Source organism: Mucilaginibacter paludis DSM 18603, assembly GCF_000166195.2.
In the GTDB taxonomy this organism is placed as follows: Bacteria; Bacteroidota; Bacteroidia; order Sphingobacteriales; family Sphingobacteriaceae; genus Mucilaginibacter; species Mucilaginibacter paludis.
In genome coordinates this window covers 7,463,761-7,488,603 of sequence record NZ_CM001403.1, presented here as the reverse complement: position 1 = coordinate 7,488,603, position 24,843 = coordinate 7,463,761, and the positions used below count along the sequence as shown (strand labels likewise).

Here is a 24,843-nt window from a genome sequence, read left to right as displayed (position 1 = left end):
CTTAGTAGTTAAAATTGATTTATAATTTCACACTCAGGTTTAACCCAAAGGTTCGGCTTGGCGGCACACCGCCTAACTCCAAACCCTGTGCATTATAACTGTAATCCGATTCCGGGTCAATGTTATCTGTCTTCTTCATCAGGAAAAACAGGTTTCGCCCTACCAAGCTTAATGTAGCACCCTGTATCACGTTATTAAACATTTTAGCAGGGAAACTGTATCCAAGTGTGATTTGGCGGAATTTGATAAAACTGGCATTCTGCACAAACAAACTCGATACGTTGTTGGCCAGGGTGCTATAATAGGTTGAGGCATTGGTGCCCAGGGCATCGCGGTTAACCAGTGTAGCCTGGTGTAAACCCAATACATAAGCGTAATAATCTGTGGCCGAGAATATCTTACCGCCAATTTTAGTATCAATTAAAAACGACAGGCTAAAGTGCTTATAAGCAAACTCATTATTCCAGCCACCTACATATTTTGCATAAGCAGAGCCATAAGGTTTCAGGTCGCCTTGTACGGGGATGCCGTTGCCATCAACCACAACTTTACCGGCGGCATCGTACTTATAGTCAAAAGCCATTACCTGGAAAGCTGGTAAGCCCACTATATTTTGTGTAAAGCCATTGCCTGAGCGCGAGGTTGCGCCCGGTAACGAAGTTTGGCCTGCAGCTAATGCCACCACTTTATTATTGTTGATTGAACCGTTTAAAGTACTTGTCCAACGAAAATCGTTCATCTTTAATGGAATGCCCGATATTAAAGCTTCAATACCACGATTTTGCAGCTGACCGATATTTAAAACAGCGCCGCCATAGCCCGACGTAACAGAAGCCGGGGCATACACAATTTCGTCTTTGGAGTTTTTATTATACCAGGTTAAATCAATGCTCAACCGGTCTTTTAAAAAGCGCATCTCGGTACCAATTTCAAACTCGGTGGCGCTTGATGCTATTAAACTGCTATTTGGGATATTGGCATTGGCAATTACGCCGAGTTGCTTGCCATTTAAAGCGCCGTTAAAATTATAGGCTAACTGGGTTTGATAGGGATCGGTAGCCTGCCCAACCTGCGCAAAACCAGCGCGAAGCTTACCGAAGCTCAGCCAATCCTGCTGCGCCAGTTCCGAAAACACAAACGAACCGTTTACAGATGGATATAAACTATTTAAGGCGTTGGTGGTGCCCGGAGTGGCCAGGGATGAAAACCAGTCGTTACGGAGCGAACCGCTTAAATACAAATAGTTTTTGTAGCTCAACTCCAATGTACCGTATATGGATTCTACCTCGTTATCGCTTGGCGTATACTTCGGTGGCGATTGGATACTGGCGTTGGTTAGCACATACACAAACGGCACCGCAAAGTTGCTCCCATTCAGATCAAACTTCTCTGACTTTGTACGACGATAGCTGCCTCCAACATTCGGGGTGATAGTAAAATCGCTTACTTTAAAAGCTTTGCCTAATAAAACATCGGTGTTCAGATCAGAAAACTTGTTGGTTACTTCATTGATGGATCCCAAAGGGCGATAAGCCGTTCCGGTGGGCACAACTGAAGTATAGCGATCGTTATAAGAATCCCTACCGGCACGGCCCTGGATAAAGTAGCCGCTGTTAAAATTATAACGCAAGCTTACCGACGATATAAGGCGCTCGCGCCTGGTATTGTTAATAAACTTCTCGGCGGCAAACCAGGGGTTGGTTGCAAAAGCATTGCCAGAATAGCCATACTCGCTGCCATCGGCATTTACTGCCTTGCTTAAAGTTTTTACATCAACACTGGTAGGTAACAGGGTAACGTTGTAATTGGAGTTACCGGGACCATCACTTAAAAATGGCCTGTTATTGGCCTGTTCAAGAATATAATTGGTGCGGGCATCAACGGTTAAGTGTTTGCTGATATTGTAATTACCGTTGAGGTTAAACGACTGCCGGTTTAAGCCCGAGTTGGGTGTAATAGCGGTATTGGCCAAGTCACTGGCCGAAAAACGAACAGAACCGCCGTCAAAGCTTTTGTTGAAGGCCACCGTGTTAGTTGCCGTAACACCCGTACGATAAAAATTTTTGATGTTGTTGGATTGCGCGGTATAAGGACGGGCAACACCATCAAATTGTACCACACTTGATCCGTCTAACCTGGCGCCCCAGCTTGATTGCCCGGTTTGGAAAGCCGAGGTTCCGTCGGCGGGTTTTAAACCATTTGCTCCCTGGCCATACACGTATTGCCAATGTGTTGGATCAATCACCTGCTCCATCACGTAGTTGGAGTTAAGCTCTATACTGTTGCCCTTTCCGCTTTTGGTGGTGATCAGTATCACACCGGCCTTACCGCGCGACCCATATAAGGCCGAAGCGGCAGCACCTTTTAAAACCGAAATAGTTTCGATATCATCCGGATTGATGTTGCCAATGGCATCGCCCAGATCGGGCACATTATCATACTGGTTGCCCAAAGCGCTATTGGGTTTATTTTCCATCGGCATGCCATTAACTACATATAGCGGCTGGCTGCTCTGCGAGATACTGGAAATACCGCGAATAATGACGTTTGACGATGCACCCACCCCACCGGCTATCGAGTTGACATTTAAACCGGCAACTTTACCCACCAGCGAGTTCATCACGTTATTTTCGCGGGCCTGGGTTAACTCGTCACCTTTAATTTCGGTTACCGAATAGCCAAGGGCCTTTCGCTCTTTTTTTATACCCAAAGCGGTTACAACCACTTCGCCAAGTTGCTTAGAGTCTTCATCCAACAAAATATTGAGCTGAGCTGGGGTAGTTATGGTAACTTCTTTACGCTGATAACCAATAAAGGTAAACACCAGCACATCGCCAATATTGGCATTGATATTAAACTGGCCGTTGTTATTGGTTTGCCCCCCCTGCGTTGTACCCTTCAGCATAACACTCACGCCAGGTATGGGCTGCCCGCTGGCATCACGCACAATACCTGATATTTTTATGGGGATGCTATTTTGCTGTGCAACAGGCCCCAATGCAGGCATAGTGGCTATATTTTCTGCTACGCCTATATAGTTTCCTACCATTTTAAATTGTAATAACGTACAGTTTTGCAGCTGATCTAAAACTTGGGCGAGTGGTTTGTTTTTAATATGCAGGGTAAGAGCCGGTATGGTATTTAAAACCTGTTCATCATACACAAAGGTTACCTTTGCCTGCTGTTCAATTTTTTTAAAAACCTGTTTAACACTCAGCTTTACTACATCTAAGGTCATATCCTGTGCGCGGCTACTTTTTGCCATCAGGATGGAGGTACAACATATTTGTATGCCAATAATTATTGTAGAAATGCGCATGCATTTTCGGAGTATGGGCAATACTTTGCCGTAAAAATTTATCATATTTGTGTGGTTTAATATCTCGTTAAACTAAAGCCAGCTGTATATGGGTCTCAAGCATATATGCAGTGGCTGTCTCATTTCCGGGGGCATTAGTCGTGTTCCCGGTTTTTTTGCGCTTAGCTGCTAAGGCAAAATATCTTTACTTTATAATCACTGTACTGTCATTGGCCATTTGGTAGTTAAAATGTTTGGTAAAACTTAATATTTGCATAATGGTATCTAAATGCTGGTTATTCAGCTTGATAGATATCTTTTCGTTCAGCAATTTGCTGTCAGCTACGGTTATCCTTGTATTATATTCTTTCTCAAGTGCCTTAAACACATTACCCAAACTCTCCTGTTCAAACACAAAATTACTTTTACACCACTCGTTTATTTTAGGCTCATGTGTAATTTGCTTCACCATTTGGTTGGTTATATTGCTCAAAACAATTTGTTCGGCAGGCAACAGCATAATTGCCTTGTGGTTTATAGCGTTTGGCAGGGTTATACCAACCTTACCGCTTACAACGGTTACCTGGGTTTTACCTTCTTTTTGATAACTGCGCACATCAAATGATGTACCGAGTACAGTAATATTCAAATTTTTAGCTTTTACGATAAAAGGGTGGTCCTTTTGGTGTTTGATATCAAAAAACGCCCTTCCTTCAACCAACTCCACGGTACGGTTTTTCCCGCTGAATTTTTTAGGATACCTGAATACCGAACCCGCGTTGAGCCATACTTTGGAGCTATCCGGCAAAGTAAGGTGCATTACCCTGTTCAGCGGAACCAGGACAACCTGCCTGTCGGCCAAATATACCTGAGTATGATTTTGATAGGCAGACCATCCGAAAAAGGCCAGCGCCAATACAGCCGCCACAGAACCTATCCAAATGGCCATGCGTTTAATTAAGGCTGCGGGATTTTTTGCGGATTGTTGTTGTTCTGGTTTTACAAATAATTGTTGATTTAAGTTATCAAACATCCGTTGCTTTACATCGGCCTCTGTTTCAGCTTTTTTTAGCTCAACCATCTCGTCTGTGCCCGAGTACGCAGTACTATACCATTGGTCAAGCAGCTGCTTCTCTTCGGGAGTGGCAGTACCTTCCAGGTATTTTTGCGCTATAATGCGCAGTTCATTTTTGTCCATCTTGACTTGTATAACCCCTTTTATGGTATAGAGTAAAACCAGGGAAGAATACCCTTAGTCAAAAACAAAAATATTTGATGATAAATGGAAGAAGCCCTTTTAAGGTTATCGTTAAAAGGCTTAACGTTTTAATAGGAAGAGTATCGTAATCAGGAAAAAATCATGAGAGGTATTACCCATATTAGTGCGGATAATGCGCAAGGCTTTAGTTAAGTGCGCCTCCGCCGTTTTCTGCGACATATTTAATTGCTCGGCAACATCGGCCAGCGCCTGGTCCTGCAATTTATTATATTGAAATACCAGGCGGCATTTTTCGGGCAATTTATTAGATAAGCCCGCAATCATTTCCAACAATATCTTATTATCTACATCCAATTCGGTTATGGCCGAGGCATTGATCTGGGCAAGGCTATTCTCTTTTATTTTAAATTTTTTCTCTTTCGATAGGTGCCGGTATACCGCGTAACGCGTCATGGCAGCCAGGTATTGATTGATGTTTTGAATATTCAGCGAATCCTTCTTCTTCCACAAAGTCAAAAAAACTTCCTGTACAATCTCTTCAGCTGCATCGGTATCCCTCAATAATTTATGGGCTATATAATAAAGCTTATCCCAGTAATGGTTATAGATATGGGTGAATGCCTGCTCATCTCCTTTTTGAAGAAGTTGTGTTAACTCGTCATCACAAAGTAAATGAATAGTGTTCACTCCAGTTATATTATTTAAAACGAATTTAACATAAAATTATTAATAACAAACAGGGATATAGTAACCTGGCTATTAAATAATGGTGATAGATAAAAATATCGCCTAAAACGATTATGATGAGAAAGTTTTGCTATCTATTGCTATACTATATGGGCAATGTACTGAACAAAAGCTGATTACTAACCACTAAAGTTAAACATGCTTGGATTATGAATAAAAAACACTACCCTACTCAGCTTTTTTTAACTTTCTTGAAATTTTTCAATATTTCTGCTAACTTTATCGTAAACACGCAGCAAAAAAAACAATTTTGATTAATTTCATTCTAAATAATACAGAAATTACTACAAGCATGCCACCGGGTATGCTATTGCTCGACTATATCCGCTATGAGCGAAACCTGAAAGGCACTAAAATTGGCTGTCGCGAGGGAGATTGTGGGGCTTGTACAGTTTTAATTGGCAATCTTAAAAACGATCAGCTTACCTATGCCTCAGCTACATCCTGCTTAACGGCATTAGGCAATATCCAGCACAAACATGTGGTTACCGTTGAAGGTGTTAATATGGATAACCTGAACCCGATACAACAGGCCATGTGCGATGAAGCTGGCACGCAGTGCGGTTTCTGCACCCCTGGGTTTATTGTATCCATGGCCGGCTTTTGTTTAAACCATCAGCAGCCCACTTATAAAAACGCCATTGCAGCTGTTGATGGTAATATTTGCCGCTGCACGGGATATAAATCCATCGAAAGGGCTTTAACACATATTACCGCGATGATGCAGGAAAGGGATAAGCAGGACCCAATATCATTTGTTACGTCCAAAGCCATCCTGCCCGCTTATTTTACGGGTATCAAAGAGAGGCTGAAATTACTTGCATCGCAACCTAACGGGCACGCCGGCAAACAAGGGAGCCGCTTCGTTGGCGGTGGAACCGACCTATACGTGCAGCAGCATGATCAAATGGTTTATGCCGATATTAACTTTCTAACAAATAATCAATCCTTAAAAGGCATCGTTCAACAAGGCGATCAATGCATTATAGGCGGCGCGGCAACAGTGAGCGACCTGATTGCCTCTCCCTTGATACAACAATATTTCCCCAAGATCAGCGAATTTGCCAAAATGGTGTCATCTACCCCCATCCGCAATATCGCAACGCTGGCGGGTAATTTTGTAAACGGCTCGCCTATTGGCGATTTTTCGATATTCTTTTTGGCGCTAAACGCCATCCTTACCTTAACTAATAGCGAGCATAGCCGCGAAGTACCCTTGGATCAGTTTTACAAAGGTTATAAAACCCTTGATAAACAAAGCGACGAATATGTATCTGCGTTCCGGTTTAAACTGCCCGATCAAAATACCCAGTTCAATTTCGAAAAAGTAAGTAAACGTACGCATCTGGATATCGCCAGCGTCAATTCGGCCCTACAGTTGGTAATGGATGGTAACATCATTACCTATGCCCGCTTATCCGCCGGAGGCGTGGCTCCCTTCCCCCTTTTATTAGCTAAAACATCAGCTTTTTTAACCGGGAAAGAGTTAACCGAAGAACTGGTAAGCGATGCCGCAGAACTATTACAAACCGAGATAGCGCCCATCAGCGATGCACGCGGCACAGAGGAATACAAACGGTTATTGCTATCGCAACTGATTAAAGCCCATTTTATTAAATTATTCCCTTTGCTGGAAGTTGATCAATTACTGGCCTAATTATAAGTAATGGACCCGGCCAACCGAAAAAAAACAGGGATGACGTTCGGAACTTCGTGATCTACTCTAACGCACAGAAAAAAGTGCGCAAAGGCCCCGACTGCACGCCGGGCCGGGAGTTGGCCTGCGGGCGGAAGGATCGGGCAGTCTTGACTTTTTGGTTCTTTTTTGTCAAGAAAAAAGAACAAAGCCCTTCCCGCGGCGATTGAGCGGGCCGATGCTGTAAATCAAGAATACTGATTATCGTAGCAAAAAACATTGACAATCAATAACTTAAGAAGACGTTATTATAATTTTCAAGAGATTCAAGATGAAGAATATAGATTCCAGGACACACACGCGGGGCGAATCCATTTATTTAGATGATATACCATTAATTCAAGGCACCTTATTTGGAGCTTCGTTCGGTTCGCCGGTTGCAAACGGGGTGATCAAAAAGCTGGATCTTTCCGAAGCGGAAAAAGCTCCCGGCGTAGTAAAGATACTAACCTATAAAGATATTACCGGCGCAAACCAGATAGGCGGAATTGTACCCGATGAACCTTTACTGGCCGATCATCATGTTGATTTTTGCGGGATGCCCATCGCTTTTGTAGTGGCCGAAAGTACCGAAGCCGCACACGCGGCGGTGAAGAAGATCAAGGTTGAGATTGATCCGCTGCCCGTAATTACCGATCCGCGCGAAGCGCAAGCCCTGGGGCAATTGATCGTTCCGCCACGTACACACAGGCTGGGTGATACTCAAAGTGCCTGGCAACACTGCCAATATATTTTTGATGGCGTAGCCGAAACCAACGGGCAGGAACATCTGTATATCGAAACCCAGGGCGCTTATGCCATCCCACAGGAAAACAACGCGTTAAAAATCTACTCGTCAACACAGAGCCCGCGTGCCACGCAACAGGCCTCGTGTAAGGTATTGGGCCTGCCAATGCACCAGGTAGAGGTTGATGTGATTCGCCTCGGCGGAGGTTTTGGCGGCAAAGAAGATCAGGCCAATGCCTGGGCCGCCTTATGCGCGCTGGCGGCGCACCTACTGAAAAAGCCGGTGAAGTATGCTTTGGACCGGATGGAAGATATGGCCATGACGGGCAAAAGGCACCCCTATTCATCCGACTTTAAGATTGGCTTAGACAAGGATTTCAAGATACTGGCCTACGAGGTTACCTTTTATCAAAATGCCGGCGCGGCGGCCGATCTGTCGCCAGCGGTACTTGAGCGCACCTTATTCCATTGCACCAATACTTACTTTATACCCAACGTACAGGCCGTAGCGTACAGCTGCAAAACAAACCTGCCGCCCAATACGGCCTTTCGCGGTTTCGGTGGCCCGCAGGGGATGTTTGTAATAGAGGCTGCCATTGTAAAAGCAGCCGAAAACCTGGGTGTTGATGCATCGGTTATCCAGCAAATCAACCTCAATAAAACCGGCGACGAATTTCCTTATGGGCAATTGGCCGTAAGTGAAGCCCGCGCCTGCTGGGATAAGGCGGAGAGCAAATTTGATATCAGCCGTATCAAAGTAGAAACCGAAGATTTCAATAAAAACAACCGCCTTTATAAAAAAGGCCTTGCCATGATGCCCATCTGCTTTGGCATATCGTTCACCAATACCATGATGAACCAGGGCCGGGCGCTGGTTCACGTTTATACCGATGGCAGCGTAAGCGTAAGCACCGGCGCTGTAGAGATGGGGCAAGGGGTAAATACCAAAATGCTGCAAGTGGCGGCCTTTGTTTTTGGTATTGATAGCGATAAGGTAAAGCTGCAATCAACCAGTACCAGCCGGGTAGCCAACACTTCGCCGTCCGCAGCAAGCGCCACCGCCGATTTAAACGGAAAAGCTGTTTTTATGGCGTGCAGCCAGATTGCCGACCGCTTAAAACAGGTTATTGCTGAAGAAATGCATGTGGCTGCAGAGAGCGTTACCCTGAAGGACAATCACGTTTATATCAATAACGAAAAACAGGATTACACCTGGGAGCGCTTAATTATGGCGGCATTTTTTAAACGCGTCAGCCTGTCGGAACATGCGCATTATGCCACCCCCGAGATCCATTATGACAAGCTTAAAGAGAAAGGGCACCCTTTTGCATATCACGTTTATGGCACAGCTATCACGCAGGTAAGCATAGACTGCCTGCGCGGAACTTATGAGATTGACGCCGTTAAGGTGGTACACGATTTTGGCGTAAGCATGAACCCGCTGATTGACCGCGGGCAAATTGAGGGTGGAATTGTTCAGGGTATTGGCTGGATGACGATGGAAGAGCTAATTTATGATAAAAACGGCAAGCTCAAATCCAACGCCTTATCAACTTATAAAGTGCCTGATATTTATTCGGTGCCCAAGGTATTGGATATCGATTTTTTAGACAGCAGTTACGATAACTTAGCCATCTTCCGCTCCAAGGCCGTTGGCGAGCCGCCTTTAATGTACGGTATAGGCGCCTATTTTGCATTGCGCAATGCCATCAAGGCGTTTAACCCGTCGGCCCATATCCCCCTTTCGGCCCCGATGACGCCCGAGAAAACTTTGATGGCCTTATACTCCAAACCGCTAAAACCAGACCAGGAAAAGAATGAGGAAACAACAAGCAGTTTGGAAGTTAATCAGCAATAGCCTGTCGCTGAATATTCCGGTGATGCTGTTGTATGTTTTGCAGAGTAGTGGCAGCAGTCCGGGACGGCAGGGTTTTGCCATGGCAGTAAATAAGCAGGGCGCGATGGAAGGCTCCATAGGTGGCGGCGTTATGGAGCACAAATTTGTAGAGCTGGCAAAAGAGCAATTGCGCCGTGACGAGTATACGGTTACCTTAAAGCAGCAGTTTCACGATAAAAAGGCGGCCAAAAATCAAAGCGGGATGATCTGCTCCGGCGAGCAAACCATTTTGATCTATACAGTTAAGCCTGATGAAAAAGCTGATATCGACCGGTTGATCAACAGCTTGGATCATGATCAAAACGGGTTATTAAGGCTATCGCCAAAAGGGATCGAATTTAGCGATATAACGACAGATCAGGATTTTGTTTTCAGGCTAAAAACTGAAACCGACTGGCTGTATGAAGAAAAAACCGGGTATAAAAATCACCTGTATATTATAGGTGGGGGGCACTGCTCGCTGGCACTTTCAAGGCTGATGAACACCATGGATTTTTATATCCGCATTTACGATAACCGGCCCGAACTTAATACGCTGGCGGATAACGATTATGTGCAGGAGAAGCATTTGATTAACGATTACAGCGAGTTAAAAGATCTGGTCTGTTCGGGCAAAAGCCATTATGTGGTGATCATGACGTTTGGCTACCGTACCGACGACGCAGCATTGAGGGCCTTATTAGGTAAGGAATTTAAGTATGTGGGCCTGTTGGGCAGCAAAACCAAGATCGGCGAAATGTTTAACTCGTACATTTCATCAGGGTTGGCAACTGCAGAGCATTTAAACAAAATCCACTCGCCGGTAGGCATCCAGATCAAGAGCCAGACGCCGGAAGAGATAGCGGTAAGCATTGCAGCCGAGATTATTAAGGTAAAAAACCAACATTTAAATTGATTTTATTTATATTGAGAATTATTTAAAAACATGCACTTAACACCCAGGGAATCGGAAAAACTTTTATTATTTCTGGCCGGTGAATTAGCCGAAAAGCGGCGGGCACGCGGGTTAAAATTAAACTACCCGGAAGCCATCGCCCTCATCAGCAGTCACCTGCAGGAAGCCGCCCGCGACGGCAAATCGGTAGCCGAATTGATGCAATACGGCGCCACAATTTTAACCCGCGACGATGTGATGGAAGGCATCGCCGAAATGATCCACGAGATCCAGATCGAAGCCACGTTTCCGGATGGGACGAAGTTGGTGACGGTGCACGATCCGATAAGGTAAAAGCCTTATTAGGGACGCAGTTTTCCTACGCTAACCGGGAAAGCGTAATTGGGAGGCACCTTATATGTTTGTTTTATAAAAAACATCAATTTTGATGATAAGGAGGTTCGCACCTACGGAGCCAGGAATAACAAATAGGGTCTTTTCTATAAACAGGATACTCCTCCGGAGTAAAGAAGAAAATGGAGTTTAGACGAATTATGACGACAAGTAGCTCGGGAGGTGCATAATCAGACAAGATCAACATACGTGATTATTAGGGACGCATAGCTTTTTTTCCGAACTACCCGAAAAAGCGTAATGAGGAGGCTCCTACGGAGCCTGGAATAATAAATACGGGCTGCTATAAACAGGCTACTCCTCCGGAGTTAAATACAAAATTGAGTTTAGAGTTAGGACATTAGCAAAGCTCCGGTAGGAGCTCCCTGTTTATAGAACATCAAAATAAAAGGAGTTGGCTCCGTAGGTGTCCCCTCTCTACAACATTAAATAATAGATTACGCATTATGGCGAACACGTTTTCTCAAATATATCTACAATTTGTTTTTGCGGTTAAGCACCGCGAAAATCTGGTTGCTAAACAATACAAGTTTGCTATAAACAGGGTACTCCTACTGTTAAGTCAACAGTACTTAGTCTTGAGTCAAAATTCGGAATTCCTGGTTAAGTATTAATGACTTTGACTAAACCATAACCGACATTTTATGGTTGACACGAAACTACGGAGTAAAATAAAATCGAGTTACATAATTTACGACAATAATACTCTTTGGAGTAAAAAAGTATTGAGGAATAGATAAATTACTGCAACAAGAAAGCTCCGGTAGGAGCTCCCTGTTTATAGAAACATCAAAATAAAAGGGGTTGGCTCCGTAGGTGCCCCCTCTCTACAACATTAAATAATAGATTACGCATTATGGCGAACACGTTTTCTCAAATATATCTACAATTTGTTTTTGCGGTTAAGAACCGTGAAAATCTGATTGCTAAACAATACAAGGAGGAACTGCATAAATACATTACTGGTTTGGTTACAAATCGTAAAGCGAAATTGTTGGCGGTTAATTGCATGCCAGATCATTTACATTTATTTGTTGGATTTAAACCGGTAATATCAATTTCTGACTTTGTAAAAGAGATTAAAGTTGAAAGTAATGAATTTATCAATGACAAAAAATGGGTTAAAGGTAAATTTGGTTGGCAAGAAGGTTATGGTGTTTTCTCCTACTCCCATTCTCAAATTGATAACGTCGTTCAGTATGTGATGAATCAAGAAATCCATCATCAAAAGAAAACATTCAGACAGGAATATACCGCGATGTTGCAAAAGTTTGAAATACAATACGATGAAAAATATTCATTTGAGTTTATAGATCTCTAAACATTACTTATGATACCAGGAGAATACATTTTAAAAAACGAACCTATTGAATGCAACGTTGGCCGCGAAACCATCAGTATTGTGGTAACCAATACCGGCGACAGGCCAGTACAGGTAGGCTCGCACTATCATTTTTTTGAGGCCAACAAACAATTGGAGATGGACCGCGAAAAAGCCTTTGGCATGCGGTTAAATATTGCTGCGGGTACAGCGGTAAGGTTTGAGCCCGGCGAAGAAAAGGAAGTAACATTGGTGACTTTTGGCGGCAGGCGGCATATTTACGGCTTCAATAACCTGGTTAACGGTGATACCACATCTGCCGGGGTAAAAGCCAAAGCGATGGAAAAAATTTCGGCACTCAACTTTAAACATAAACCAGCATGAGCCTGAGCATCAACCGCATCAAATACGCTAATATGTTTGGCCCTACCACCGGCGATAAGGTTCGCCTGGGTGATACGGATCTCATTATCGAAATAGAGAAAGACTATACCGTTTACGGCGACGAAGGCAAATTTGGCGGAGGCAAAACCATCCGGGATGGCATGGCGCAGTCGGCTACCCATGTGCGTTCGGCAAATGTGCTCGATTTTGTGATCACCAGCGTGATGATTATCGACCATTGGGGGATTGTAAAGGCTGATATCGGCATCAAAGACGGGAAAATAGTGGGCATCGGTAAGGCAGGCAATCCGGATACGATGGACGGTGTTACCCCTAACATGATCATCGGCGCGGCTACCGAGGTGCATGGCGGCGCAGGCATGATAGCCACCGCAGGCGGCATTGATACCCATATCCATTTTATTTGTCCGCAGCAAATCGATCACGCCCTATATAGTGGCGTAACTACCATGATAGGCGGCGGCACCGGCCCTGCTGACGGCACCAACGCCACCACCGTTACACCGGGAGCCTGGAATATCGAAAAAATGCTCCAGTCTGCCGAGGCCTTCCCCATGAACCTCGGTTTCTTTGGCAAAGGCAATTGCGCCGAACTGGCCCCGCTGGAAGAGCAGATAGCAGCCGGAGCCTTAGGATTAAAAATTCATGAGGACTGGGGCTCCACTCCTGCCGTTATCGACGCATCGTTACAGGTGGCCGACAAGTATGATGTGCAGGTGGCCATCCATACCGATACTTTAAATGAGGCCGGTTTTCTGGAAGATACCATGAACGCTATCAATGGCCGGGTGATCCACACCTTCCATACCGAGGGCGCTGGCGGCGGGCATGCGCCGGATATTATTAAAGCGGCCATGTATCCCAATATCCTGCCCTCATCCACCAACCCTACGCGGCCATATACGGTTAACACCATCGACGAGCACCTGGATATGCTGATGGTATGCCACCATCTGGATAAATCGGTGCCCGAGGATGTGGCTTTCGCCGATTCGCGGATCAGGCCCGAGACTATCGCCGCCGAGGATATTTTGCATGATATGGGCGTATTCAGTATGATGAGCTCCGACTCGCAGGCTATGGGCCGTGTGGGCGAGGTAGTAACCCGTACCTGGCAAACGGCAGATAAAATGAAGAAGCAACGGGGCTTTTTAGCAGAAGATGAAGCAAACAACAACGATAATTATCGCGTAAAGCGCTACATTTCCAAATACACTATTAACCCGGCCATATCACATGGCATATCGGCTTATGTGGGTTCGCTGGAAGCCGGTAAACTGGCCGACCTGGTACTCTGGAAACCGGCGCTGTTTGGTGCCAAGCCCGAAATGATTATTAAAGGAGGCATGATCATCGCCGCCAAAATGGGCGACCCTAATGCTTCTATCCCAACGCCGCAACCGGTGGTTTACCGCCACATGTTTGGCGCTTACGGCAAGGCGCTGTTTAAAACCTGTGCCACTTTTGTTTCGCAGCTTTCGCTGGATAAGAATGTGGTACAGGGTTATGGTTTGGAGAAGATGTTATTGCCGGTTAAAAACTGCCGTAACATTAGCAAGAAGGACCTGATCCATAACGACGGCACACCGCAGATTGACGTAAATCCGGAAAACTACGAAGTAAAGGTTGACGGCGAACATATTACCTGCCAGCCGGTTTCGGTATTACCACTGGCGCAACGGTATTTTCTGTTTTAGTGATTTGATATGCTTGTTAAAGAGAAAATTGGCAACCTCAGTACCATCGATACCGGCAATAAAACCATCGACTGGCTCAACCTGGAATGGTATGAGACCGGCAAGCGCATTATGCACAAGCGCAGCCAATCGGGTGTTGAGGTGATCATGAAATTTTTGAATGAGAACCAGAATTTAACGCAGGGCGATGTGCTTTACCAGGATTCAGAGTCGGTAATCGCCATTAACATTCAGCCTTGCGAGGTATTGATCATCCGTCCCCAAAACATGTACCAGATGGCCTGCATCTGTTATGAGATAGGCAATAAGCACCTGCCCCTATTTTATGAGGATGAGGAAGTGCTGGTAGCATACGATGCGCCTTTGTTCCGGTTAATCGCGTCATCGGGTTACCAGGTAGAAAAGGGAGAACGCAAGCTCATCAGTCCCTTAAAAACCACCGTAGCGGCACACGGCCATAGCGGCAATGGCGAAACCCTGTTCTCTAAAATTATGCGGCTTACAAACCCACAGGAATGAGCGCCGAATTACTCCACTTGCTACAACTGGCCGACCCGACCTTACCCATCGGCGGATTTTCGCATTCGTCGGGCCTGGAAACTTATGTACAGGCAGGCATAGTAAATGATGCCGCTTCGGCAAAAAGCTTTGTAGTAGAAATGCTTACCCAAAACCTGCAATATACCGATGCGGCTTTAATGTCCTTAGCTTACAACGCTGCTATAAACAACGATATAGAGCAACTTCTACTGTTGGATGCGGAATGCACGGCTGTAAAACTGCCCCAGGAAATGCGGCAGGCCAGCCAGAAACTGGGTACGCGCCTGTTAAAAATATTTCAGCCTTTTTGCGGGAGCGGGATGATTAACCAATACAAAACCGCTATTGATACCAAACAGACCAATGGCAACTACTGCATCAGCTTCGGCCTGATAGCAGCAACATTACAGATCCCGAAACAGGAAGCCTTAACCGGCTTTTATTATAACGCGGCCATGGGCATGATCACCAATTGTGTCAAATTGATCCCCTTGGGCCAGCAAGACGGGCAGCAGCTGTTATTCGCCATCAAGCCCTTACTAACCAGCTTAACAGCGCTATCCATGCATCCCGACAGGGATTTAATTGGCCTTTGCTGCCCAGGTTTTGATGTACGGTGCATGCAACACGAGGACTTGTACTCAAGGCTATACATGAGTTAGAGGCCCCCCGGCCCCCTGAAGGGGGAGGAATTATTGATGAGATAAATACTGCAAGATAAAATGACATGATAAACGAAAACAACTATACAAATCAAACCCACCTTTCAGGGAGCTTGATTTGTAATAAAATAAACATTGCTAATAGAATGCTATGATAAACGAACATAACTATACAGATAAAGCTCCCCCTTCAGGGGGCGGGGGGGGCTCGGGTCGCTCCTACATCAAAATAGGTGTGGCAGGCCCCGTAGGATCTGGCAAAACGGCTTTAATAGAAAGGCTATCGCGCCGCATGGCTGGCGATTATAGCCTGGCGGTAATTACCAATGATATTTATACCAAAGAAGATGCGGAGTTTTTAACCCAAAACAGCTTGCTTGCCCCCGAACGCATCATTGGCGTGGAAACGGGAGGCTGCCCGCATACGGCTATCCGCGAAGATGCCAGCATGAATTTGGAAGCAGTTGACGAGATGGCGGCGAGGATTCCGGATGTGCAGATCATTTTTATTGAAAGCGGCGGCGATAATTTATCGGCTACCTTTAGCCCCGACCTGGCCGATATTACCATTTTTGTGATTGATGTGGCCGAGGGCGATAAAATACCCCGCAAGGGTGGCCCAGGCATTACACGAAGCGATTTACTGGTGATCAATAAAATTGACCTGGCCCCGTATGTGAATGCCGACCTGAAGGTAATGGAGCGCGATGCCCGCTTAATGCGCAAGGGTGCCCCCTTTGTATTCACGAATTTAATGAGCCTGGAAGGTTTGGATACCGTAATAGGCTGGATACAAAAATATGGCTTGCTTGAAGAAAATGCCGAACCTGCTTTGTGGAGATGATTGCCAACCTGCATATAGAAACCAAATTGCGCGATGGTATTACCTACCTCAAAAAAGTGTATTATACCCCTCCGTTTAAAATAGCCGACATCCGCGAGGATAAAAAAAGCCCCACCTTGCAACTGATGCTCATGAGCTCGTCGCCGGGAGTACTGGATGGCGACGAATACCGGATGCGGGTTGAACTGGACGCGGGTTGCTCTCTCCGGCTGTCAACCCAATCCTATCAACGCCTGTTCAGCATGAAGGGAAATGCCTCGCAGCAGCTGGAAATTGTAATGGATCAGGGATCGTCGTTTTGTTACCTGCCCCATCCCACTGTTCCGCATGAAAGCTCAGACTTTGTATCCAAAAACAAAATATTTCTTTCGGATGATTGCAGCCTGATATGGGGCGAGGTATTAACCTGCGGCAGAAAAATGAACGGCGAAGTTTTTCTGTTTTCAAAGTACCATAACCTGACGGAGATCTACCTGCACGGCAAGCTCATCATCAAAGAAAACCTGATGATCAAGCCTGCGCAAATCAATATCAATGCCATTGGTCAGTTAGAAAACTATACCCACCAGGCCAGCTTAATTTACCTGGATGGGGGCGCTGATGTTAAAGCCTTAAAACAAAGCGTAAATGAATTTTTAAGTACCCAAACTAACCTAACTTATGCAGTAACTACAACGCCTAAAAACGGATTTTTGGTTAGAATATTGGGTTATCAAGGCGAGCAGTTACATCATTGCCTCCATAAAATTGCAGAAATAAAAACTTCAACAAAAGCAACATTAAAGGCTTATGCACAGTGAATTAAGCTTACTGATATTTAGTGCTATAACTATTAGTTGCCTGCATACCTTTAGCGGGCCCGATCATTATCTCCCCTTTGTCGCGCTGTCAAAATCAAGAGGTTGGTCGGTTGGCCGCACCGTGTTATGGACTATGGTTTGCGGCATAGGCCACGTAGGGAGCTCGGTAATTTTAGGCCTGGTTGGCATTGCCGTAGGCTGGTCCCTATCCCGCCTAAGCTGGCTCGAAAATATCCGTGGCGGTTACGCTGCATGGGCCTTACTTTTATTTGGATTAGGTTATACCATCTGGGGTTTTTACCATGCCAAACTCAATCGCCCGCACAAACATTTTGATATGAATGATGATGGTTCCATGTATGTATTTGAGCACAAAAACGGCGAAACGGTATCACCCAAAGATCGATACCCGGTTACACCCTGGGTCATGTTTTTCATCTTCGCGATGGGTCCAAGCGAACCCATGATCCCGCTGCTCTCCTATCCGGCAGCAAAAAATTCGGTATTCGCTATCACGGCGTTGGTTATAGCCTACGTCATCGCCACGGTTTTAACTATGGTAGCTATGGTTGTTTTAAGCCTGTATGGTATCTCGTATTTTAAAACAAGCAAAATTGAACGTTATGTACATGCCCTGGGGGGACTCACCATTTTGATATGCGGCTGCGGAATGGTATTTTTAGGATGGTAAAATTTAGCTTAACTGCACATAATTATTCCAAATACTTTGAAACTCTTCTGCAGAAATCTCACCTCCAACAAATTCTGGATTTTGGTTAATTTCTTCCACTGATAAAAATTCCTGATCGGATAATTCGATATCGCCCGTTTGCATATTTTTCGAAACAATTTCCACAGTCCCATTTTTATAGATCATTAGTTTTCTGGTTTCAAAACCATCTTCCCCGATTTCATGATACCACCAATCGGGCTCATCTTCAAAATTGTGAATCCATTGTACCTTGATATATTTCATAAGCTACCCTGCTTAATTAAATGTTATTAGTTTAAACAGAATCCTGCTCCCTCACAACCGTACCAGTAATATAACCAAACGGCTCATCAGTCGCAATAAAAATCTCATTCGTATTATCTAACCCAAACGGTTCCATGTTATAGGGGATATGGTGCTTGTTCGGCATAACCAAACTGATCTCTTCAACTTCAGGGTAAACCTGCAAAACCGCTTCCCCCATAGCATACAGCGTTTGCTGTACCGAAAGGCTTTTATGAAAAGCGAAAGTTTTTAAAAGCGTGTTGCGGATCTGCTCAAAGATGGCGGTAAAGTCGATATTTACAGAGTTATAGGTCCAGGTCGCCTCGCATTTGGTGGCGAGTATCCTGTCGGTAGTTTCTTTCAATATCGTATAAGGCTCCTGGATATATCCTGTAAAGGCCGAATCAGTGGTTTTCAGTATCAACAGATCCTTGATACCCGCGGTAATAGTCACGCTATCCTTATCCTGAACAATGGTGGTTGTATGTTTCTCGTTCCCGCTGCTTACGTAGGCATGCGGGTGAACGGTGCCATCAAATGCCATACGGGCGTACAAATGTTCTTCAATACCGATATTAACTTTAGATACCTGCGGATTATTACTTAAAAAAAAGTTGGATAAATACAGGCCAAAATCCTCAATCCCTTTATTAAAATGCTCCCTGGCTAAAATGTAAACGGTATTTTTCTGAGTATCTGTAGCTAAAATTTTGGAGTTATCGCCCATCGTATGCGCGGTTTCAAAATCGCCTTCCAGGGCCGAGCTTACCGAAATCTGCCTGAATTCGTGGTGATCGGCGTGGCGGATAATTTTAGATAAGTTTACCGCCCTTTTTCCGTAGGCGTTTTTTCCTAATTTGATATTCATTGCAATTAGTTTTGATTATTGTTAAAAGATTCCCAATTTAGAAAATTCTAAACTATTTTTGCAGTAAAACACATAATTTAAAACCTTTTTTACAGAAAATGAGCTTATTCGCAATCAAATCTACAAACATCATACTGCCTGATGGTATAGCTAAAGGGCTGATTTTGATTGAGAATGGACTCATCATTGACGTACTCCCTTTCAACGCCATAGTTAACTGCACGGTAGAAGACGTTGGCGATAAAATAGTAATGGCCGGCGTGGTCGATCCGCACATCCACATCAACGAACCCGGCCGCACCGACTGGGAAGGATTTAATACCGCCACCAAAGCGGCCATTGCCGGAGGTTTGACTACCCTGGTAGACATGCCGCTCAACTCGGCACCGGTTACCACCAGCGTATCGGCCTTTAAAGCAAAATTGGCCGCCACTAAAGGGCAGCTACATACCAACTGCGGTTTCTGGGGAGGCGTAGTGCCCGGCAATACCAACGAAATAGAACCACTGATTAAAATGGGTGTATTGGGTTTCAAAGCTTTTTTAACCCATTCGGGGATAGATGATTTTCCGAACGCTACCGAGGCCGACCTCCGTAAGGCTATGCCCATCATCGCCAAATATAATTTACCACTCCTGGTTCATTGCGAGTTAACGGATGATTTTAAGGTAAAGGATCAGGATCCCGTATCCTACGCCCACTACCTGGCATCCCGCCCAAAATACTGGGAAGACCAGGCTATCAGCTTAATGATTGCCCTGTGTGAAGAATATCGCTGCCGGGTACATATCGTACACTTATCGTCAGCTAACTCCATCGATCAGATCGCGCAAGCCAAACAAAAAGGTTTACCGCTCACCGTTGAAACCGGCCAGCATTACCTCTATTTTAATGCCGAAGATATTCAGAACGGGCAAACTCAATTTAAGTGCGCGCCGCCCATCCGCGAGCAAGCCAATAACAATTTACTTTGGGAGGCGCTAAAAAGCGGCATCATCGACTTTGTAGCTACCGACCATTCTCCGGCCCCGCCCGACTTAAAACAACTACAGAGCGGCGATTTCACCAAAGCCTGGGGAGGCATATCGTCCCTCCAATTTGCCCTGCCGGTATTATGGACGGCAGCCAAAGCGCGAAACTGCACCGTTACCGACATGGCCAAATGGCTTGCTAAAGAACCAGCAAAATTAATTGGCAAAAGCGGAACCAAAGGTAAAATAGCCAAAGGTTATGATGCCGACCTGATTGTATGGGATGCTGAAGAAACCTTTATATTAACCGAAGCCATGATACAGCACAAACACAAAGTAAGCCCTTATTTGGGCCAGCAACTATACGGCAAGATAGAACAAACGTATATTGCGGGCACTCTTGTTTTTAATGGCGGCAATTTTATTGCACTTAACCAGGGTAAGGTAATTTTAGGCAATGGATAATTATTTGAAAAGAGCGGATCAAGTTTTTGCCAGGATAAACCAGTTAGCGGCTATCAGTGAGCATGAACAAGGTATCACCCGGACATTTGGCACCGAAGCTTTTTTGCAGGGAAGCAGGCAGGTATTTTTATGGATGCAGCAAGCTGGCCTGGACACCCGCATTGATAACATCGGTAACGTACGCGGACGCATCATAAGCTCAAACCCCGATGCTAAAACCTTCGTTATCGCATCACATATCGATACGGTTGTTAACGCCGGTAAGTTTGATGGGCCTTTAGGTGTTTTGATGGGCCTTGATCTGTTGGAGCAATTGGTAGAAAACAGAGTTAGCCTACCTTTCCATATCGAGCTGATCGCTTTCAGCGACGAAGAAGGCGTGCGCTTCCATACCACCTATTTGGGCAGTAAAGTGGTTACCGGCGCTTTTGATACCAGCTTACTCAACAAAACAGACCACGCAGGCAATACCTTAAGTTCGGTAATTACCGGCATGGGGGGAGCTATTAATTTATTAAGCCATGATGCCATAGCGCCGCAAAATTGGCTGGGCTATTACGAGATCCATATTGAGCAGGGGCCGGTGCTGTATGAGCGCAATATCCCGGTAGCCATAGTTACCGCCATAGCCGGGCAAAAGCGGGTTGAAATAACCTTTACCGGAATGGCCGGGCATGCCGGAACAGTACCGATGGATATGCGCAAAGATGCGCTATGTGCAGCGGCCGAATTTGTGCTGATGGTGCAGCAATATGCCCTGGCAAATAAAACCAATATGGTAGCCACAGTTGGTAAACTGGAGGTGATTAATTCGGCCAGTAATGTAATTCCGGGGAAGGTGGTTTGCAGCCTGGATTTGCGCAGCGCAGATGGATCCATGCTCGAAAAAGCCTACCAGTATATCAATAAGTTTGCGGAAGAAATCGCTAAAAAGCATGACACAGTGACAGTATTCAATTTAATACAACATTCAAATTCAAGTACTTGCGATGACAACCTAAACAATAACTTAAGAAATTCAATTTTAAATTCCGGGATTGAATTGGTAGAGCTGGTGAGCGGCGCCGGGCATGATGCCGTACCCATATCGCAGGTTTCGCCGGTGAGTATGTTGTTTGTGCGATGCTATAAAGGCATCAGCCACAACCCGCTCGAAGATGCCGAAATTCAGGATGTTGCCGCCGCGATACAGGTATCAGAAAAGTTTATCAAAACATTAATAGATCAATATCATTAGCAATATAGTATGGCCGAGCTATTAACATAAAAAATCAAAGCTCAAATCAATCAATCAATCAATCAATCAATCAATCAATCAGTGGTCAATAGAATGGAAATATCAGCATTAACCCGGTCGGTGGTAAAACGCAACCACGCCGTTATCGCTCCCGATGGATATATTAACAGCAACGTTCCGGGTTGGGAAAACTGCACCGTAAACGTCATCATCAATGAGCAAATGGGCGCAAACCTTTGCCAAACTTTAATTACAGCGGCTGCCGACTGTAAGCTTAAAGGAGTAACTACCGCTTCGCAAATATTTTTTTACGTTGTTGAGGGGAGCTGCAAGGCCAACATAGGCACACTGAGCAAAACCTTAACCAAAGGGCAGTTTGTTTATATCCCTATCGGTAAAGAATACGCTTTTGATGAGATAAGCGAAGGTACCCAGCTGCTCACCTTTCATAAGGTTTATCAAAAGCTCGAGGGCTACGATGTTCCGCCTGTTTATTTTGGCGATGCCGCCGATATTGAAGGCCCCATTTACATGAATGATGAGGCACTGCGGATCCAGGTATTACTTCCGGCCGACCTGGGTTTCGATATGGCAGTTAACATCTTCACCTACCAAACCGGCGGCAACCTGCCTATGGTTGAAACTCATATCATGGAGCACGGACTGCTGTATTTACAAGGACAAGGCATTTACATGCTCGACCACGAATGGTACCCGATTAAAAAAGGCGACTCGATATGGATGGCGCCCTATTGCCAGCAATGGTTTACCGCCATGGGTAAAGAACCTGCAGTATACATTTACTACAAAAACGTAAACCGCTTTCCAACAACCATTTAAGCAAACCATGACCATTGCAAATTTTAACCAGCTGAACGACGCGGAGAAGCATGAAGCTCTATTTAAATGCTGCGGTTCAACTACCTGGGTCAACTTAATGATGACTACCCTCCCGGTAAAAGGCCTGGTTGAGCTACTGGCATACGCCGACGAAAAATGGCAGCAGTGTACCGAAAAAGATTGGCTGGAGGCATTTACCCATCACCCTAAAATTGGCGATGTAAACGCTTTAAAAGAAAAATTTGCCAGTACAGCCAGCTGGGCATCAAACGAGCAATCGGGTGTAAACGCGGCTCCGGATGATGTGCTTGTAGCGTTGGCCAAAGGAAATGCCGAATACGAACAAAAATTCGGCTATATTTTTATTGTTTGCGCCACTGGAAAATCAGCCGCACAAATGCTGGATTTGTTAGACGCACGCTTGCCTAATGATCCCGCCAGGGAAATCAAAATTGCCGCAGGCGAACAAGCCAAAATAACCCGGATCCGATTAGAAAAATTATTTGCATGAGCCAGATCACCACGCATATTTTAGATACCACCCTTGGCAAACCCGCACAAGGCGTAGCCATATCGTTGCACCAGCAGCATGGCGCAGAATGGATCAAACTGGCAGAAGGCACAACCAACGCCGATGGCCGCATAGCTAACCTGTTGGATAAAGAAACAGTATTGCCCATTGGCATTTATAAAATGCACTTTGAGGTTCATCCTTACTTTGAAACACTCGGCATAACTGCCTTTTACCCTTGGGTAGACATTGTTTTTAACATCAGTACTAACGAGCACTACCATGTACCATTATTGTTAAACCCATTTGGGTATTCAACTTACAGAGGTTCCTGAAGGGAGCCTGAACTCAATTCAGATCAAATGAAATTCAGCATCAACGACACTGAAAAAAACGACTTATTAAACCAATTGGGGACTGCCAACATCGCATTCCAAAAAAAGTATCCGGGTGATAAACCCGACCGGCAAGCGGTACATACCGTTTACGGCGGGGCCAACCTTTTCAAATCGGATACCACAGTGAGGATGGGCGAAATTGCCCTGAAGAACCTGCAAACTTATGCGCCCAACTTTGTAGTATTGGCCAGGGTATTGCAATTAGACGGACACAAGCACCTGCCCCACCTGGAAAGTGATATCGCCAGGCTCACACATCAACTGGACAGCATGACCGAGGCCGAAAGAAAAGAAGAAAGCGCCTGGCTGGCTTATTCGGTTTACAACAAAATTGTAAAAAAACTACAAACCGAAGCAGTTGAGGATTTCAGGATAGATTTTGAAGATGGCTTTGGCAACCGCCCCGACGATGAGGAAGATGCTACTGCGGTAAATGCCGCCCATGAGCTGGCTTTGGGTATGCAAAACGGCACCATATCGCCCTTTATCGGCATCCGCATCAAACCATTTACCGAAGATTTAAAAGCTCGTGGCGTACGTACACTCGACATTTTTTTGTCTACCCTGTTTGAGCAAACGCAAGGCAAACTGCCCGAAAACTTTGTGGTGATGCTGCCTAAGGTTACCATCCCCGAGCAGGTGATCACTTTGGTGAATTTGTTTGAGATCATCGAGAAGGCGAATAACCTGCCTGCCGGATACCTCAAAATGGAAACCATGGTTGAGGCCACCCAGATTGTAATGGACGACGAAGGCCGTAACCCTTTATTCCGGATTATTAAAGCCAGCGAGGGCCGCTGCATAGCTGCTCATTTTGGCACTTACGACTATACTGCCTCTTGCGGAATTACCGCAAAGTATCAAACCATGGCGCATTCCGTTTGCGATTTCGCCCACCACATGACCAAGGTAGCCCTCGGAGGGACAGGCATATTTTTATCCGACGGCGCAACCAATGTGATCCCCATAGGCCCGCACCGGGGCGACGATCTGAGCTTTGAGCAACTGAAAGAAAACCGCGAGGCCGTACACCATGCCTGGAAAATTGGCTTTACACATACTACGCACTCGCTGATCAATGGCATGTACCAGGGCTGGGACCTGAACCCGGCGCAACTGCCGATGCGTTACGCGGCTACCTATAACTTCTTTTTAAGTAGCTACGAAGATGCCGTTTACCGCCTGAAAACCTTTGTAGAAAGAGCGGCCATATCAACCCTCACGGGAGATATTTTTGACGATGCCGCAACCGGGCAGGGGCTGCTCAACTTCTTTTTAAAGGCCATGAACTGCGGTGCCATTACCGAAGAAGAAGCGCTGGCAACAGGCCTTACTCTGGACGAGATACGAAGCCGGTCGTTCTTCAGAATTTTGGAAGGCAGAAGGAAATAGCCCCACCCAAACCCTCCCCGGAAG

Annotated in this window: 23 protein-coding genes; 18 read left to right on the top strand and 5 right to left on the bottom strand. The window is 45.4% G+C overall.

Translation table 11 applies throughout. The features are described 5' to 3' along the window. Positions 1–19 precede the first annotated feature (19 nt). The 3 genes from MUCPA_RS31815 to MUCPA_RS31805 form a co-directional block, all read right to left on the bottom strand. Entirely contained in the window at positions 20–3,364 is a 3,345-nt protein-coding gene (locus MUCPA_RS31815) for a SusC/RagA family TonB-linked outer membrane protein (protein ID WP_008512247.1), read from the bottom strand. 139 nt (positions 3,365–3,503) lie between these two features. Continuing rightward, positions 3,504–4,496, bottom strand: coding sequence for a FecR family protein (locus MUCPA_RS31810; RefSeq protein ID WP_008512245.1), 993 nt, complete (start codon positions 4,494–4,496; stop codon positions 3,504–3,506). A 120-nt stretch (positions 4,497–4,616) separates the two neighbouring features. Next, positions 4,617–5,204: a sigma-70 family RNA polymerase sigma factor gene (locus MUCPA_RS31805; protein ID WP_008512242.1), complete on the bottom strand. Its 588-nt coding sequence runs from the start codon at positions 5,202–5,204 to the stop codon at positions 4,617–4,619. A 310-nt stretch (positions 5,205–5,514) separates the two neighbouring features. On the opposite strand from MUCPA_RS31805, the gene MUCPA_RS31800 reads away from it, so the two are divergent. The 12 genes from MUCPA_RS31800 (at position 5,515) to MUCPA_RS31745 (ending at position 17,831) form a co-directional block, all read left to right on the top strand. Further along, the gene (locus MUCPA_RS31800) at positions 5,515–6,921 is read left to right on the top strand and encodes an FAD binding domain-containing protein (RefSeq protein ID WP_008512240.1); all 1,407 of its coding nucleotides are present in this window, start codon (positions 5,515–5,517) and stop codon (positions 6,919–6,921) included. Positions 6,922–7,231: 310 nt separating this feature from the next. Continuing rightward, complete coding sequence (locus MUCPA_RS31795) at positions 7,232–9,544, top strand: xanthine dehydrogenase molybdopterin binding subunit (RefSeq protein WP_008512238.1); 2,313 nt, start codon at positions 7,232–7,234, stop codon at positions 9,542–9,544. After that, positions 9,504–10,478, top strand: coding sequence for an XdhC family protein (locus MUCPA_RS31790; protein ID WP_008512237.1), 975 nt, complete (start codon positions 9,504–9,506; stop codon positions 10,476–10,478). Before MUCPA_RS31795 ends, MUCPA_RS31790 begins: the two co-directional genes overlap by 41 nt. 30 nt (positions 10,479–10,508) lie before the next feature. Continuing rightward, positions 10,509–10,811 (top strand): urease subunit gamma, encoded by a 303-nt coding sequence (gene ureA, locus MUCPA_RS31785; RefSeq protein WP_008512235.1) that lies wholly within the window; start codon positions 10,509–10,511, stop codon positions 10,809–10,811. Positions 10,812–11,727: 916 nt separating this feature from the next. Continuing rightward, a complete protein-coding gene (gene tnpA, locus MUCPA_RS31780) occupies positions 11,728–12,192 on the top strand; it encodes an IS200/IS605 family transposase (RefSeq protein WP_008512231.1) in 465 nt (154 codons plus the stop codon). Between the two features lie 9 nt (positions 12,193–12,201). Continuing rightward, on the top strand, positions 12,202–12,576 hold the full coding sequence (ureB, locus tag MUCPA_RS31775) for an urease subunit beta (RefSeq protein ID WP_008512230.1): 375 nt from the start codon (positions 12,202–12,204) through the stop codon (positions 12,574–12,576). After that, a complete protein-coding gene (ureC, locus tag MUCPA_RS31770) occupies positions 12,573–14,294 on the top strand; it encodes an urease subunit alpha (protein ID WP_008512227.1) in 1,722 nt (573 codons plus the stop codon). The genes ureB and ureC overlap by 4 nt, the downstream gene beginning before the upstream one ends. Before the next feature lie 9 nt (positions 14,295–14,303). After that, complete coding sequence (gene ureE / locus MUCPA_RS31765) at positions 14,304–14,813, top strand: urease accessory protein UreE (protein ID WP_008512226.1); 510 nt, start codon at positions 14,304–14,306, stop codon at positions 14,811–14,813. Then, complete coding sequence (locus MUCPA_RS31760) at positions 14,810–15,496, top strand: urease accessory protein UreF (protein WP_008512225.1); 687 nt, start codon at positions 14,810–14,812, stop codon at positions 15,494–15,496. Before ureE ends, MUCPA_RS31760 begins: the two co-directional genes overlap by 4 nt. A gap of 151 nt (positions 15,497–15,647) precedes the next feature. Then, a complete protein-coding gene (ureG, locus tag MUCPA_RS31755) occupies positions 15,648–16,340 on the top strand; it encodes an urease accessory protein UreG (protein ID WP_008512223.1) in 693 nt (230 codons plus the stop codon). Beyond that, entirely contained in the window at positions 16,337–17,140 is an 804-nt protein-coding gene (locus tag MUCPA_RS31750; protein WP_008512222.1) for an urease accessory protein UreD, read from the top strand. The genes ureG and MUCPA_RS31750 overlap by 4 nt, the downstream gene beginning before the upstream one ends. Next, positions 17,130–17,831 carry a hypothetical protein gene (locus tag MUCPA_RS31745; protein WP_008512219.1) on the top strand — a complete coding sequence of 234 codons (702 nt, stop codon included), beginning with the start codon at positions 17,130–17,132 and terminating at the stop codon, positions 17,829–17,831. Before MUCPA_RS31750 ends, MUCPA_RS31745 begins: the two co-directional genes overlap by 11 nt. A 3-nt stretch (positions 17,832–17,834) precedes the next feature. Here MUCPA_RS31745 and MUCPA_RS31740 read toward each other — a convergent pair whose 3' ends face one another. Both MUCPA_RS31740 and pucL read right to left on the bottom strand, forming a co-directional pair. After that, positions 17,835–18,116, bottom strand: coding sequence for a DUF6881 domain-containing protein (locus MUCPA_RS31740; RefSeq protein WP_008512217.1), 282 nt, complete (start codon positions 18,114–18,116; stop codon positions 17,835–17,837). A gap of 31 nt (positions 18,117–18,147) precedes the next feature. Next, positions 18,148–19,005 (bottom strand): factor-independent urate hydroxylase, encoded by an 858-nt coding sequence (pucL, locus tag MUCPA_RS31735; RefSeq protein ID WP_008512215.1) that lies wholly within the window; start codon positions 19,003–19,005, stop codon positions 18,148–18,150. 98 nt (positions 19,006–19,103) lie between these two features. Here pucL and allB point away from each other — a divergent pair, with 98 nt between their 5' ends. From allB to MUCPA_RS31705, 6 genes are all read left to right on the top strand, one after another. After that, positions 19,104–20,441, top strand: coding sequence for an allantoinase AllB (allB, locus tag MUCPA_RS31730; RefSeq protein ID WP_008512213.1), 1,338 nt, complete (start codon positions 19,104–19,106; stop codon positions 20,439–20,441). Further along, on the top strand, positions 20,434–21,678 hold the full coding sequence (locus tag MUCPA_RS31725) for an allantoate amidohydrolase (protein ID WP_008512211.1): 1,245 nt from the start codon (positions 20,434–20,436) through the stop codon (positions 21,676–21,678). Before allB ends, MUCPA_RS31725 begins: the two co-directional genes overlap by 8 nt. Positions 21,679–21,771: 93 nt before the next feature. Further along, positions 21,772–22,518, top strand: a complete 747-nt coding sequence (allE, locus tag MUCPA_RS31720) for a (S)-ureidoglycine aminohydrolase (RefSeq protein WP_008512209.1) — start codon at positions 21,772–21,774, stop codon at positions 22,516–22,518. Positions 22,519–22,525: 7 nt separating this feature from the next. Then, complete coding sequence (gene uraD, locus MUCPA_RS31715; RefSeq protein ID WP_008512207.1) at positions 22,526–23,029, top strand: 2-oxo-4-hydroxy-4-carboxy-5-ureidoimidazoline decarboxylase; 504 nt, start codon at positions 22,526–22,528, stop codon at positions 23,027–23,029. Beyond that, entirely contained in the window at positions 23,026–23,364 is a 339-nt protein-coding gene (uraH, locus tag MUCPA_RS31710) for a hydroxyisourate hydrolase (RefSeq protein ID WP_008512206.1), read from the top strand. Before uraD ends, uraH begins: the two co-directional genes overlap by 4 nt. Positions 23,365–23,391: 27 nt before the next feature. Continuing rightward, on the top strand, positions 23,392–24,819 hold the full coding sequence (locus MUCPA_RS31705; RefSeq protein WP_008512205.1) for a DUF6986 family protein: 1,428 nt from the start codon (positions 23,392–23,394) through the stop codon (positions 24,817–24,819). The last annotated feature ends 24 nt before the right edge of the window (positions 24,820–24,843 follow it).